Source organism: Polaromonas sp. P4_F9 (assembly GCF_056401235.1).
Genome location: NZ_JBFUJT010000014.1, coordinates 116,434 through 129,272, shown reverse-complemented (window position 1 = coordinate 129,272; position 12,839 = coordinate 116,434). Strand labels below are relative to the sequence as shown.

General features: G+C 65.8%; 13 protein-coding genes. 7 read left to right on the top strand and 6 right to left on the bottom strand.

The features are described 5' to 3' along the window. The first annotated feature begins 12 nt into the window (after positions 1-12). From otnK to otnI, 3 genes are read left to right on the top strand one after another with little or no spacing between them, the layout of a single operon-like run. On the top strand, positions 13-1,296 hold the full coding sequence (gene otnK, locus AC1DUB_RS14270; protein ID WP_477730040.1) for a 3-oxo-tetronate kinase: 1,284 nt from the start codon (positions 13-15) through the stop codon (positions 1,294-1,296). Further along, positions 1,293-1,955 carry a class II aldolase/adducin family protein gene (locus AC1DUB_RS14265; RefSeq protein ID WP_477730039.1) on the top strand — a complete coding sequence of 221 codons (663 nt, stop codon included), beginning with the start codon at positions 1,293-1,295 and terminating at the stop codon, positions 1,953-1,955. Before otnK ends, AC1DUB_RS14265 begins: the two co-directional genes overlap by 4 nt. Before the next feature lie 5 nt (positions 1,956-1,960). Further along, positions 1,961-2,782 (top strand): 2-oxo-tetronate isomerase, encoded by an 822-nt coding sequence (otnI, locus tag AC1DUB_RS14260; protein WP_477730038.1) that lies wholly within the window; start codon positions 1,961-1,963, stop codon positions 2,780-2,782. Here otnI and alkB read toward each other — a convergent pair. The 4 genes from alkB to AC1DUB_RS14240 form a co-directional block, all read right to left on the bottom strand. Next, entirely contained in the window at positions 2,779-3,432 is a 654-nt protein-coding gene (alkB, locus tag AC1DUB_RS14255; RefSeq protein WP_477730037.1) for a DNA oxidative demethylase AlkB, read from the bottom strand. The genes otnI and alkB overlap by 4 nt on opposite strands. A 26-nt stretch (positions 3,433-3,458) precedes the next feature. Beyond that, positions 3,459-4,187 (bottom strand): 2OG-Fe(II) oxygenase, encoded by a 729-nt coding sequence (locus AC1DUB_RS14250; protein ID WP_477730036.1) that lies wholly within the window; start codon positions 4,185-4,187, stop codon positions 3,459-3,461. A gap of 79 nt (positions 4,188-4,266) precedes the next feature. Continuing rightward, positions 4,267-4,683 carry a Cu(I)-responsive transcriptional regulator gene (gene cueR / locus AC1DUB_RS14245; RefSeq protein ID WP_477716745.1) on the bottom strand — a complete coding sequence of 139 codons (417 nt, stop codon included), beginning with the start codon at positions 4,681-4,683 and terminating at the stop codon, positions 4,267-4,269. A 106-nt stretch (positions 4,684-4,789) separates the two neighbouring features. Then, complete coding sequence (locus AC1DUB_RS14240) at positions 4,790-7,240, bottom strand: heavy metal translocating P-type ATPase (protein ID WP_477730035.1); 2,451 nt, start codon at positions 7,238-7,240, stop codon at positions 4,790-4,792. 234 nt (positions 7,241-7,474) lie between these two features. On the opposite strand from AC1DUB_RS14240, the gene AC1DUB_RS14235 reads away from it, so the two are divergent. Both AC1DUB_RS14235 and asd read left to right on the top strand, forming a co-directional pair. After that, positions 7,475-7,672 carry a heavy-metal-associated domain-containing protein gene (locus AC1DUB_RS14235; RefSeq protein ID WP_477716679.1) on the top strand — a complete coding sequence of 66 codons (198 nt, stop codon included), beginning with the start codon at positions 7,475-7,477 and terminating at the stop codon, positions 7,670-7,672. 150 nt (positions 7,673-7,822) lie between these two features. Then, entirely contained in the window at positions 7,823-8,677 is an 855-nt protein-coding gene (gene asd, locus AC1DUB_RS14230; RefSeq protein WP_477730034.1) for an archaetidylserine decarboxylase, read from the top strand. 33 nt (positions 8,678-8,710) lie between these two features. Here asd and AC1DUB_RS14225 read toward each other — a convergent pair whose 3' ends face one another. Continuing rightward, positions 8,711-9,592, bottom strand: coding sequence for a DUF72 domain-containing protein (locus AC1DUB_RS14225; protein WP_477730033.1), 882 nt, complete (start codon positions 9,590-9,592; stop codon positions 8,711-8,713). A 194-nt stretch (positions 9,593-9,786) separates the two neighbouring features. Here AC1DUB_RS14225 and AC1DUB_RS14220 point away from each other — a divergent pair, with 194 nt between their 5' ends. Beyond that, positions 9,787-11,262: a M20 family metallopeptidase gene (locus tag AC1DUB_RS14220; RefSeq protein ID WP_477730032.1), complete on the top strand. Its 1,476-nt coding sequence runs from the start codon at positions 9,787-9,789 to the stop codon at positions 11,260-11,262. 6 nt (positions 11,263-11,268) lie between these two features. Continuing rightward, entirely contained in the window at positions 11,269-12,255 is a 987-nt protein-coding gene (locus tag AC1DUB_RS14215; RefSeq protein WP_477730031.1) for a lysophospholipase, read from the top strand. A gap of 79 nt (positions 12,256-12,334) precedes the next feature. On the opposite strand, the gene AC1DUB_RS14210 is transcribed toward AC1DUB_RS14215, so the two are convergent. Further along, positions 12,335-12,808 carry a YidB family protein gene (locus AC1DUB_RS14210; protein WP_477730030.1) on the bottom strand — a complete coding sequence of 158 codons (474 nt, stop codon included), beginning with the start codon at positions 12,806-12,808 and terminating at the stop codon, positions 12,335-12,337. Positions 12,809-12,839 lie beyond the last annotated feature (31 nt).

Below are 12,839 nucleotides of genomic sequence, written 5' to 3'. Positions count from 1 at the left end.
CCCGATACAACGATGAACCCCATTTTTCTAGGCTGCATCGCCGACGATTTCACCGGCGCCACCGATCTGGCCAATAACTTGGTGCGCAGCGGCATGCGTGTGGTGCAGACCATTGGTGTGCCGTCCATGCCACTGGACGCGGACGTGGACGCCGTGGTGGTGGCGCTCAAGTCGCGCACCATTGCCCCGGCCGATGCCGTGGCGCAATCGCTGGCCGCCCTGCGCTGGCTGCAGGCTCAAGGCGCGCGGCAAATCTACTTCAAGTACTGCTCCACTTTCGACAGCACGCCGCAAGGCAACATCGGCCCGGTCACCGAAGCGCTGATGGACGCGCTGTCGAACGAGGCAGGAGGGGACTTCACCATCGCCACGCCGGCTTTTCCCGACAACCAGCGCACCGTGTTCAAAGGCTACCTGTTTGCGGGCGACGTGCTGCTGAGCGAGAGCGGCATGCAAAGCCATCCGCTGACCCCCATGACCGACGCCAACCTGGTGCGCGTGCTGCAGGCGCAGTGCAAGCGCAAGGTCGGCCTGATCGACTACCGCGTCGTGGCCCGGGGCGAGGCCGCGATCCGTGCGCGCATTGACCAGCTCAAGGCCGAGGGGATCGGGGTGGCCGTGGTGGATGCGCTGTCCAACGACGACCTGCTGCGCCTCGGCCCGGCGCTCAAGGGCATGCCGCTGGTCACGGCCGGCTCGGGTGTGGCGATCGGCCTGCCGCAAAACTTCGGCATTGCGCCCTCCTCCCAGGCCAGCGAGTTGCCTGCCGCCACGGGCTTGCAGGCCGTGGTGTCGGGCAGCTGTTCGATGGCCACCAACCGCCAGGTGCTGGCCTTCATCAAGGCCGGGCGTCCGGCGCTGGGCATCGACCCGCTGCGCATCGCGGCCGGCGTGGACGTTGCCGCCGAAGCGCTGGCCTGGGCCGAGCCGCTGATTCAGAAAGGTCCGGTGCTGGTGTATTCCACGGCGGACTCGAATGCGGTCAAATCGGTGCAAGGCCGCCTGGGTGTCGAAGAAGCCGGCGCCATGGTCGAGCGCACCATCGCGGCCATTGCGCGCGGCCTGGTCGAGCGCGGCGTGCGCCAGCTGGTGGTCGCGGGCGGTGAAACCTCGGGCGCCTGCGTGCAGGCACTCGACATCACGCAAATGAAGATCGGCCCGCAGATCGATCCCGGCGTGCCCTGGTGCCACGCCCAGTCTGATGCGGCCGATGCGACAGGATTGCACCTCACGCTCAAGTCGGGCAACTTCGGCACCGACGACTTTTTCACCAAAGCCTTTACGATGCTCACATGACTGAAAACCAGGCCCGTGAAGAAATCTGCCGCATAGGCCGCAGCCTGTTCGAGCGCGGTTATGTGCATGCCACGGCCGGCAATATCAGCGTGCGGCTCGACGATGGTTTCCTGATCACGCCCACCGATGCCTGCCTGGGCTTTCTCGATCCGGCGAAACTGGCGCGGCTGGATGCCAACGCGCAACAACTCAGCGGCGACCGGGCCAGCAAGACCATCGCACTGCATGCCCATATCTATGGCGCTGCGGGCCGATTTGATGCCAATACCCGCTGCGTGATCCACACCCACAGCACGCACTGCGTGGCGCTAAGCCTTGAGGCCACGGGTGCCGAGTTGCTGCCACCGATCACGCCCTACTTTGTGATGAAGGTCGGCCATGTGCCGCTGATCCCCTACCACCGCCCCGGCGACCCGCAGGCGGCGGCCCTGGTGGCGCAAACCATTGCCCGCTACGGCGAGCGTGGCGCGCCGATCCGCGCCGTCATGCTGGAGCGCCTGGGGCCCAATGTCTGGCACGATTCGCCCGCCGCCGCCATGGCCACGCTCGAAGAACTTGAAGAAACCGCCAGGCTGATGGCCCTGAGCCGCACGCCGCCCGAACCCCTGTCCGAAACCCAAATCGATGAACTGCGCCAGACTTTTGGCGCGCACTGGTGAACCCTATGCCCCAATTTGCTGCCAACCTCTCCATGCTTTACCCTGAACTCGATTTTCTCGATCGCTTTGAAGCGGCCGCGAAAGACGGTTTCAAGGCCGTCGAGTACCTGTTTCCCTACGCGTATGACAAGCAGGAACTCGCCGCGCGCCTGAAAGCCCACGGCCTTCAGCAGGTGCTGTTCAATGCGCCTCCCGGTGACTGGGACCAGGGCGAACGCGGCCTGGCCTGCCTGCCCGGGCGCGAGGCGGAGTTTCGCAGTGGCATCGCCCGAGCGCTGGACTATGCGGCAGCGCTCGATTGCTCGCGCGTCCATGTCATGGCCGGCCTGGTGCCTGCGGGCGTCGAGCGCGAGGCGGTGCGCCCGACCTATGTGGACAACCTGCGCTGGGCCGCGGCCGAGGCCGCGAAACAGGGCGTGGATGTGCTGATCGAACCGATCAACACCCGCGACATCCCGCGCTTCTTTTTGAACCGGCAGGACCATGCGCATGAACTGATCGCCGAGATCGGCGCGCCCAACGTCAAGGTGCAGTTCGATCTGTACCACTGCCAGATCGTCGAGGGTGATGTGGCCATGAAGATACGCCAGTACCTGCCGACCGGCCGCGTCGGCCATTTCCAGCTCGCCGGCGTGCCCGAGCGGCACGAACCCGATATCGGCGAGATGAACTACCCCTACCTGTTCAAGGTGATCGACGAGGTGGCGCAGCAATGCGGCTGGACCGGTTGGGTCGGCTGCGAATACCGGCCCAGCCGTGGCGCACAGCCTGGCGGTACGTCGGCGGGCCTGGGCTGGATGAAGGCGAATGCGAAAGCCAGCGCCTAAGCTGCGCAGCGAAACGTCAGGTTGATGCGCTGCCGCCCCAGCAGGGCGTGCTCGCCTTCGGCCAGCGGCGCAACGCCGTGGTAGGCCAGCCGCGCCGGGCCGCCCCACACTGCCACATCGCCGTGCACCAGCCGGTAACGCGCCGGGCGGTCTTTGCGCAGCGTGGTGCCAAATAAAAACACGGCCGGCAAACCCAGCGACACCGACACAATCGGCGCGCTCATGTCGCCCTCGTCCTTGTCCTGGTGCAGCGACAGGCGCGCGCCGGGTTTATAGCGGTTGACCAGGCAGGCATCCGGTTTGAAGTCATTGAAACCGGCCTCGGCCGCCGCGCGCCCGGCCAGGTCTACAAAGCAGTCGGGCATGGGCGGCCAGGGCTGGCCAGACAGCGGGTCGGTGCGGGTGTAGCGGTAACCGGTGCGATCGGACACCCAGCCCAGCGCGCCGCAATTGCTCATGGCCACCGACATGGTGTAGCCGCCCGGTGTGACGAGATGGCGCCAGGGTGCGCAGGCTGTCACCTGCGCCACCGCGTCAAGCAGTGCCTGGTCCACACCGATGGCAAAGCCGCGCAGCAGCACGGCGCCCGGCGCCATAACTTGCGGCGCGGCATAGGGAAGCGGCTCTTCCTCGAACAGGTTTTTGGTCAAAAGGTTTCCCCAACCACTTACTGCGACTACTGCGCGTCATGAAAAATGATACCCAGCGTGTGGCGCTGCCCGGAGCGCAACCGGCTGACGCCATGGCGCATGGTGACCCGGTACACCCCCCGGCTGCCCTGCACCGGGCGCTGGTTCACCGCAAACACCACGGCATCGCCTTGCGCCAGCGGCACCACTTCCGGCCGTGACTGCATGCGTGGGCGCTGTTCGGTCAGCACAAACTCGCCGCCCGTGAAGTCTTCACCGGGCCGTGACAACAGCACCGCCACCTGGAGCGGAAACACCTGCTCGCCATACAGGTCCTGGTGCAGGCAGTTGTAGTCGCCAGGCCCATAGCGCAGCAGCAGCGGCGTCGGGCGATGCTGGCCCGCGGCATGGCAGTGCGCCAGAAAATCGGCATGCTCGTGCGGGAAGCGCGCTTCGATACCGAGGGCCGCATTCCACGCGTTGGCCACGCCCGCCAGCGCCGGGTACAGCGTGGCGCGCAGGCGCTGCACGGTCTCGGGCAGGGGGTAGCTGAAATACTGGTATTCGCCTTGCCCAAAGCCATGCTGCTGCATCACGACGCGGCTGCGGAAGTGCCGGGCGTCCGGGTAGAGCCGCACGAGTGCCTCGCATTCAGCGGCGCTGAGCAGCTGCGGGATGACCGCGCTGCCCTGCCGGTTCAGCTCGGCCGTGGTCTCGGCCCAGTGAGCGGCGCCGGGCGTGAGGTGTGACGTAAGGTGTGAGGCAAACAGGTCCATGCGTCAGCATAAATCGGTGTGCCCCTTGATGCACGCCGGATCCGGACATTTCATGGCGGCCCCGGCTCAGACTGCCAACTCAGGCAGCCAACTCGGTCAGGATGGGGCAATCCGGCCGGCTGTTACCTTGGCAACAATGCGCCAGATGCTGCAGGGTTTGCTTCATCGCCGCCATCTCGGCAATGCGCCGTTCCAGGTCGGCTACATGGGCCAGCGCGATGCGCTTGACGTCGGCACTGGCGCGGCGCTTGTTTTGCCACAGCTTGAGCAGCTCGGCGATTTCGGCCATGCTGAAGCCCAGCGTGCGGGCGCGGCGAATGAAGCTCAGGGTGTGCACTTCCTTCTCGCCATACTGCCGGTAGCCCGCGTCGGTGCGGTGCACGGCCGGCAGCAGGCCCAGGGATTCGTAGTGGCGGATCATCTTGGAAGAAACGCCGGAACGGGCGGCCGCCTGGCCGATGTTTAAAGGGCCCCCACGCTTTTCACTTTGTGTAATACGCTGCCCCCCAAGGGGGCTGGCCTTGCTTGGGGCGGCCCGGCGCGGCGGCCGGCCTTCACGGTTTTCACTGTGTGTCATAGCTTGCCTTGCAAGGGTTGAGGCGTCATTTCGTCGCTCCTTTCCAGCGCCGCAGCAGCAGCGCGTTCATCACCACGCTGACGCTGCTGAAGGCCATGGCGGCACCGGCAATCACCGGGTTCAGCAGCCCAAAGGCCGCCAGCGGTATGCCCACCACGTTGTAGAAAAACGCCCAGAACAGGTTTTGCCGGATCTTGGCGTAGGTGCGGCGCGAGATGTCGATGGCATCGGCCACCAGCGCCGGGTCGCCGCGCATCAGCGTGATGCCCGCCGCGTGCATGGCCACATCGGTGCCGGTGGACATGGCAATGCCCACATCGGCAGCCGCCAGCGCCGGCGCGTCGTTGATGCCGTCGCCCACCATCGCGATGCGGCCGGTCTTGTCCTGCAGCGCCTGCTTGAGCCGGCCCAGGATGTTGGCCTTGTCTTCCGGCAGCACCTGAAAATGCACCCGGTCGATGCCGAGTTGGTGGGCCACCGCCTCTGCGCTGCCGCGGTTGTCGCCGGTGATCAGGGCGGTCTGTATGCCCAGCGCATGCAGCCGGGCAATGGCCGGGCCTGCGGCCGGCTTGAGGCTGTCGCCAAACGCCATCAGGCCCAGCAGCCGGGGCGGCCCGGTCACATCGGCCAGCCAGGACACGGTGCGGCCCTGGTCCTGGAGCGCCTCGGCGCGCGCTGCGCCGGCGCTCAGGTCAACCCCCAGCTCCTGCATGAAGTGCGGGCTGCCCAGCCGGAGCGCCCGCCCCTCGACCACGGCCGACATGCCGCGCCCGGCGACCGCCTGAACCTGCGACGCCGCCGGGACGTGCAGGCCGTCCCGCGCGGCCTGCGCGATCACGGCCTTGGCCAGCGGGTGCTCGCTGCCGGCCTGGATGGCGGCACTCCAGGCCAGCATGGCGTCGCGCGAACCGCCGCAAGGCTCCAGCGCGACCAGTTCGGGGTGGCCCTGCGTCAGCGTGCCGGTTTTGTCAAAGGCCACCAGCTTCACCCGGTGCGCCACCTCCAGCGCCTCGGCGTCCTTGATCAGGATGCCGTGGCGCGCGGCCACCCCGGTGCCGGCCATGATGGCCGTCGGCGTGGCCAGCCCCAGCGCACAGGGGCAGGCAATCACCAGCACGGCCACGGCATGCAGGATGGCGGCCTCCCACTGGCCGGTGAGCAGGCCCCAGCCCAGCAGCGTCACCGCTGCGATGGCCATGACCACCGGCACGAACACCGCGCTGACCTGGTCCACCAGCCGCTGTATCGGTGCCTTGCGGGCCTGCGCCGATTCCACCATGCGCACAATGCGCGCCAGCGTTGATTCGGCCCCGACGGCCGCGGTGCGCACCACGATCAGGCCTTCGGCGTTGATGGCCCCGCCGGTGACGCGGTCGCCCTCGTGCTTGCTGACGGGCAGGCTTTCGCCCGTGATCAGCGACTCGTCGACCTGGGTGGCGCCTTCGGTGATTTCACCGTCGACGGCGATGCGTTCTCCGGGACGCACCACGACCAGGTCGCCCACCCGCACCTCGGAGATGGCGACCTCCTCGTCCCGGCCCTCGCGGCGCCGGCGGGCGGTTTCCGGCCGCAGCGCATTGAGCGCGCGGATCGCCTCGGTGGTCTGGCGCTTGGCGCGCGCTTCCATCCATTTGCCCAGCAGCACCAGCGTGATCACGACGGCCGAGGCCTCGAAATACAGGTGATCCATTGCGTGTTCGCCGTGCACCAGCAACTGGTAAACACTGAGGCCATAGGCGGCGGACGTGCCGATGGCCACCAACAGGTCCATGTTGCCGGTCCGGGCGCGCAGGGCCTTGAAACCCGCGCGGTAAAAGCGCGCACCCAGCCAGAATTGCACTGGCGTGGCCAACGCCCACTGCAGCCAGCCGTCCAGCATCCAGTGCCGGCCGGCCAGCGCACCCAGCATGGGCAGCATCAGCGGCGCGGACAGGGCCGCCGCCAGGGCGACCGGCCACCACGACGCGCCGGCTTTGGTGGTGGCGCGGGCCTGATCGGCCAGGCTGTCGCCAGCCGCCTGGATTTCCCGGGCCTGGTAGCCCGCCTTGTTCACCGCGGCGATGAGCTGGGGCGCCGAGACCATGCCACCCACCAGCTTGACCTCAGCCGTCTCGGTGGCCAGATTGACTTCGGCCGACAACACGCCGGGCAACTGCTTGAGCGCTTTCTCCACGCGTGAGACGCACGACGCGCAGGTCATGCCCTCGATGCCGAGCCGCAGGGGCTGCTCACTGACGGCATAGCCCGCCTTCTCCACAGCGGCCTTCAGCGCGCCCATGCCGACATCGCGGCGCGCCTTGACGGCGGCCTGCTCGGTCGCAAAATTGACGCTGACCTCCAGCACTCCCGCGATGCCGCGGAGGGCCCGCTCCACTCGGGCGACACACGACGCGCAGGTCATGCCCTGCACGGGAAAGCGCCATTCGTTCAGGCCCTGGGGGGTGTCGGGGGTTTTCAGGGTATCGGCGATGCTCATGGACGGGCTTCCGGGGGGCGGACTGCTGGAGTGAGGAGAGGACAGGACAGAGGAACCATGGTTGCAGTTTGAACCTTACCACCATGGAAGGGTCAAGCGTGCGACGTCTATAACCCTTCCATCGCCGGGACTTTGCGCCGGACGGCTTGACCCTGCCCCCGTGGGAAGGTTCAGACTATGGGTGCAGTGTTGCATCGGCTTGTTGCACCAGCTTTCACCGTTCAAGGAGCTTTCATGGAACTCAAGGAATTCGACGTCCCCTCGATGAGTTGCGGGCATTGCGCCAGCGCGATTACCCAGACGCTGAAGGGGCTGGACCCCGGCGCGGAGGTCAGCGTGGACCTGGACCGCAAAAAAGTCACCGTCCGGACCACGGAAGACCGGCAAAAGATCGCGGCAGCATTGTCGGAAGCCGGCTATCCCACCCACTGAATCCTGCGCACAACGCTGCGCATCCTGTGGGCGTGGCGGGGGCGGGTGCACAAGCCGCGCATAAGTGGCGCGCACGTCGCCGCAGTGGCCTCGGGGAGCGCCTCTCGCGCACCGATAGAATGAATCTTCCCCTCACTACCGCCCGCGCCTGTGTCCGAACGCTTTTCCGTACTGCCCCAATACCTCCTGCCCAAGCAGGCGCTGACTGCTTTCGCAGGTTTCGTTGCATCGAGGGAGCGTGGCTGGGTCACCACCGAAATCATTCGGCGCTTTGTCGCCAAATACCAGGTGAACATGGAGGAAGCCGCCCGCGCCGACATTGCCAGTTACCTGACATTCAATGATTTTTTTACGCGGGCGCTCAAGCCCGGTGTGCGGCCTCTGGCTGACGCCGACCTGATCTCACCGGTCGACGGCGCGATCAGCCAGTTTGGCCGGATTGAGCATGACCAGATTTTTCAGGCCAAGGGGCACCGCTATTCCACCACGGCGCTGGTGGGCGGCGATGCGGCGCTGGCCGCGCGGTTCCACAACGGCAGCTTTGCCACGCTGTACCTGAGCCCCAAGGATTACCACCGCATTCACATGCCGTGTGACGGGCGCCTGGTGCGCATGGTCCACGTGCCCGGCGAGCTGTTTTCCGTCAACCCGATCACCGCGCGGGGTGTGCCCGGGCTGTTTGCGCGCAACGAGCGTGTGGTGTGCGTGTTCGAGTCGCCACGCGGACCGTTTGTGCTGATCCTGGTCGGCGCCACCATTGTGGGCAGCATGGCCACGGTATGGCATGGCGTGGTGAATCCACCGCGCGGCAAGCAGGTGCGCGCCTGGGACTACGACCCCAGCGCGGAGTCCGCCGTTGCGCTGCGGCGGGGCGAGGAGATGGGTCGCTTTTTGCTCGGCTCGACGGTCGTCATGCTCTTTCCCGCCGGACCGCTGCACTTCAATCCCGACTGGGCGCCCGGCCGCCTCATCCGGCTGGGTGAAGCCATGGCCAACTACGCCTGAAGAAGTCGGGTTAAAAAATCCGGGCTTTTACTTTCAGGGTGCGGGCGTTGGCTGGAAGCCCAGGCGTGCCAGCAGTGCCATCGCCGCAGCAGGTGCCTTTTCCTTCGCGCCATTGATGAAGTAAACAAACACGTCGCGAGACCGAACGGGAGCTGGCGGCGCCTCCAGGGCCGGCAGGTCTTCCGGCGTCTCGCCGGCGGCCCAGCGGCGGGCGCGCTCCGCCCAGGCGTCCAGTGCCGCCTCCGCATAGCCGGTGGCCAGTGCGGCATCGCTCATCATCAGCCGGGCATAGACGATGTCGCCGGTCAGGTCGGCGAACGAGGGAAATTTGTCGGCATCGGTGAACACCGTGGCTACCCGGTAACGCCGCGCCAGCGCCAGGTACGCCGGGTCCATGAAGCTTTCATGGCGCACATCCACCACATGGCGCAGCGCGAGCCTATCGACTTGGGTTGGCAACAACGCCAGGAAAGCCTCGAAATCCTGCGCCTCAAACACCTTGCCGGGCATGAACTGCCAGACAATGGGGCCGAGCTTGCGGCCCAGCTCGCTGATGCCGCTTTCCACAAAGCGGGTGATCGAGTCGCCCGCCTCGGCCAGCACGCGGCGGTTGGTGGCATAGCGCGAGGCCTTCAGTGAAAAAACGAAATCATCGGGCGTTTCGTCGTGCCACTTTTTGAAGCTGGCCGGCTTGAGCGTGCCATAGTAGGTGCCATTGACCTCGATGGCGCTGAGCTGGCGGCTCGCATAGGCCAGCTCCCGGCTGTGCGGCAGGCCGTCCGGAAAGAAGTTGCTGCGCCAGGGTTCATAGGTCCAGCCACCCACACCGACACGGATGGATGTCGGGGTTTGCGCGGCAACAGGATCGGATGAAGCTTGCAGTCGTTCGCTGGATGGACGGGATGGATGGATCATGAGGTCTCCATGTGCGGGATCTCCTCTAAATGGAGGAGATAGTTGGGCCAGAAATCATCGATCAAACAGGCCGGGGCCGCAACTGCAGCTGTAAGTCGCATTCTGCGACAGTATTCAGTGGCGCGATTTTTAAGGTCAGCGTAAAGTAGCAGCCATTGCCCAGCGCGCACTTTTCGTTCCCGGAGTCTGTCCCCATGAATGCCCCCCTGCACCGCGAAATTCCCGCCAGCGTCCTCAACGCCGCCCAGGCCCTGTCGCAGGTGTCCGCCCAGTGGGACAGCGACATCGTCCAACAGATCACCGACTACATCGCCATTCCCGCCAAGTCGCCCACGTTTGACAGCGACTGGGCGCAGCATGGTTTTATCGACACCGTCATGCGCAACGCCGCCAGCTGGGTGGAGGCGCAAAAAGTCGAAGGCCTGACGCTGGAAATCGTGCGGCTGGAAGGGCGCACGCCGGTGCTGTTTTTTGAGATTCCGGCGACGCGCGCCGACTCCACGCAAACAGTGCTGATGTACGGCCACCTCGACAAGCAGCCCGAGTTCACCGGCTGGCGCAACGACCTCGGCCCGTGGACGCCGAAATACATCGACGGCAAGCTCTATGGTCGCGGCGGTGCCGATGATGGCTATGCGGTCTACGCCAGCATTGCCGCGGTGCAGGCCCTCAAGGCCCAGGGCGTGGCGCATCCGCGCATCGTCGGCCTGATTGAAACCTGTGAAGAAAGCGGCTCTTACGACCTGCTGCCTTACGTGAACGCCCTGCGCGAGCGCCTCGGCGAAGTTGCGCTGGTGGTCTGCCTCGATTCGGGTGCCGGCAATTACGACCAGCTCTGGCTCACCACCAGCTTGCGCGGCAATGCGGCCGGCGTGCTCAAGGTCGAGGTGCTGACCGAAGGCGTGCACTCGGGTGATGCCAGCGGCCTGGTGCCGTCGAGCTTTCGCATCATGCGGCAGGTGCTGGACCGCCTGGAGGACAGCAAGACCGGGCGCCTGCTGCCGCAGAGCTTTCATTGCGAAATTCCGGCCGACCGGTTGGCCCAGGCGCAGGCCACCGCCAAAATTCTGGGCGATGAAATCTACAAGCGCTTTCCGTGGGCCCGCTACGACTGCGAGGGTTCAAGCACCCTGGCCCTGCCGACCACCACCGACCCGGTCGAGGCGCTGCTCAACCGCACGTGGCGACCCACCCTGAGCGTGACCGGCGCGGAAGGTTTTCCGGCGCTCAAGGATGCGGGCAATGTGCTGCGTCCCTATACCGCTTTCAAGCTCTCGCTGCGCTTTCCGCCGCTGATCGACGCCAGCGCCGCCGTGCAGGAACTGAAAACCCTGCTCGAAGACAACGCTCCCTACCAGGCCCGGGTCACCTTTGAAAGCAGCGGCGGCGCCACCGGCTGGAACGCCCCCGGTACCGTGCCATGGTTTGAGCAGGCGCTGAACGATGCCTCGCAGAGTTTCTTTGGCGCGCCCTGCGGCACCATTGGCCAGGGCGGCACGATCCCGCTCATGAACATGCTGAGCCAGGGCTTTCCCAAGGCGCAGATGATGGTGTGCGGCGTGCTGGGCCCCAAGAGCAATGCCCATGGGCCCAACGAATTCCTGAACGTGCCCTATGCCAAGAAGCTGACCGCAGCAGTAGCGCATGTCATGGCCCGGATGCCGGGTTGAATGCGCATGGCTGTTTTTTCTTTCAACCGGCCTGCGCCCAAAGTCGTTTTCCCCAAATCGAAGTCTCACCACACACCCTCCACGGTGGTCGTGCCCTTCACCGCTCGCGATGGTGAAAACCTCGCCCTGTACGAATGGCCGCTGGATGACTGGGCCAATGCCATGGGCCGGGTCAGGCGGCCACCCCGCGCGGTGGTGCTGATGGTTCACGGCCTGGGCGAGCATGCCGGCCGCTATGCGCCGGTGGCCCGCCGGCTGCTTGAATGGGGTTTTGAAGTGCGGGCCTACGACCAGCGCGGCCACGGGCGGTCGGGTGGCGCGCGCGGTGTGCTGCCCGACGACACGGCCCTGCTCGAAGATTTGGCGGAGATGGTCGATGACATGCGGCTGCACTGCCGGCGCTTGCAGCCGGTCAGCAGCGCGGCGCAGCAGGAGCCGCAACCCCTGCCCCTGATCCTGTTGGGTCACAGCCTGGGTGGCCTGGTTGTGAGCCGCTTCGTCGCGCTCAATATGCGGCCGGTGGATGGTCTGGTGATGTCGTCGCCGGCACTGGACCCGGGGCTCAATGCGCTGCAAAAACTGTTGCTGGCCGTGATGCCCAGGCTGGCGCCCAATCTGTGCGTCAGCAATGGGCTGGACCCCTATGGCCTGTCCCACGATGACCTGGTGGTTCAAAAATACCTTGCGGACCGGCTGGTGCACAGCAAGATTTCTGCCCGGCTGGGTGAGTTCATTGCCACCGGCGGCCCCGCCACGGTGGCAGCCGCCGCCAGCTGGAGCACGCCGACCTTGTTGATGTACGCCGGCGCCGACCGCCTCGTCAACCCCGCGGGCAGCTGCGCTTTTGCACAAGCTGCCGCCAATTCATCGGCCGTGGCGCCCGGCACCGTGACCAGCAAGTGCTTCGAGGGCTTCTACCACGAGATTTTCAACGAGGTGGATGCGGGGTCGGTGTTTGACACCCTGAAGGACTGGCTGGACGCCAGATTTTAGAGAAAACAGACCACAGCCCGTGCTCGGTTGCCATCGTCAGCTATCGAATCAATAGCAGTGATGGAGCCTGAGCCACTGCTCAGCCTTTTTGCAGCAGGCCGCCGAGCATGCCCATCAGGTCATCCGAGTTGCCCAGGCCGTCTGCTGGCGCCTGGCCTTGCGGGGTGAGCCGGTCAATCAGGCCGGGCAGGATGCTGGACAGCTGGCTCGCCGCATCACCCTCGCTCACGCCCAGTTTCTCGGCCAGGCTGGAGAGCGCGTCCGGGCCCAGCACATCGCTCAGCTGTTCGCCCGAGATGGTCTGGTTCTGCCCGCTGCTGACCCAGGAGCCAATCACGTCGCCCAGGCCGGCCTGCTGAAACCTGGCCACCAGGCCGCCCAAACCGCCTTGCGCGCCGTCGTTGCTCAACATGCCCGTGATGGTTTGCAGCAATTGCGGATTGCTGGCCACCAGGCCGATCAGGCCACCCAGACCACCGCTGGCGGCGTTGTCACCGCTTGGGGGTTGCTGCCCGTTCATGACCGCGCCCAACACTGAATCAAATAAACCCATGGTGTGCTTTCAAAGTTGAAAAAAAGAACCC

What these genes read in the sequence shown, in the direction of transcription:
- otnI (WP_477730038.1), top strand. Translation starts at nt 1,961, where the DNA reads ATGCCCCAATTTGCTGCCAACCTCTCCATGCTTTACCCTGAACTCGAT.
- AC1DUB_RS14225 (WP_477730033.1), bottom strand. Translation starts at nt 9,592, where the DNA reads ATGATCCATCCATCCCGTCCATCCAGCGAACGACTGCAAGCTTCATCC.
- AC1DUB_RS14235 (WP_477716679.1), top strand. Translation starts at nt 7,475, where the DNA reads ATGGAACTCAAGGAATTCGACGTCCCCTCGATGAGTTGCGGGCATTGC.
- AC1DUB_RS14250 (WP_477730036.1), bottom strand. Translation starts at nt 4,187, where the DNA reads ATGGACCTGTTTGCCTCACACCTTACGTCACACCTCACGCCCGGCGCC.
- otnK (WP_477730040.1), top strand. Translation starts at nt 13, where the DNA reads ATGAACCCCATTTTTCTAGGCTGCATCGCCGACGATTTCACCGGCGCC.
- AC1DUB_RS14265 (WP_477730039.1), top strand. Translation starts at nt 1,293, where the DNA reads ATGACTGAAAACCAGGCCCGTGAAGAAATCTGCCGCATAGGCCGCAGC.
- AC1DUB_RS14210 (WP_477730030.1), bottom strand. Translation starts at nt 12,808, where the DNA reads ATGGGTTTATTTGATTCAGTGTTGGGCGCGGTCATGAACGGGCAGCAA.
- AC1DUB_RS14220 (WP_477730032.1), top strand. Translation starts at nt 9,787, where the DNA reads ATGAATGCCCCCCTGCACCGCGAAATTCCCGCCAGCGTCCTCAACGCC.
- AC1DUB_RS14215 (WP_477730031.1), top strand. Translation starts at nt 11,269, where the DNA reads ATGGCTGTTTTTTCTTTCAACCGGCCTGCGCCCAAAGTCGTTTTCCCC.
- AC1DUB_RS14240 (WP_477730035.1), bottom strand. Translation starts at nt 7,240, where the DNA reads ATGAGCATCGCCGATACCCTGAAAACCCCCGACACCCCCCAGGGCCTG.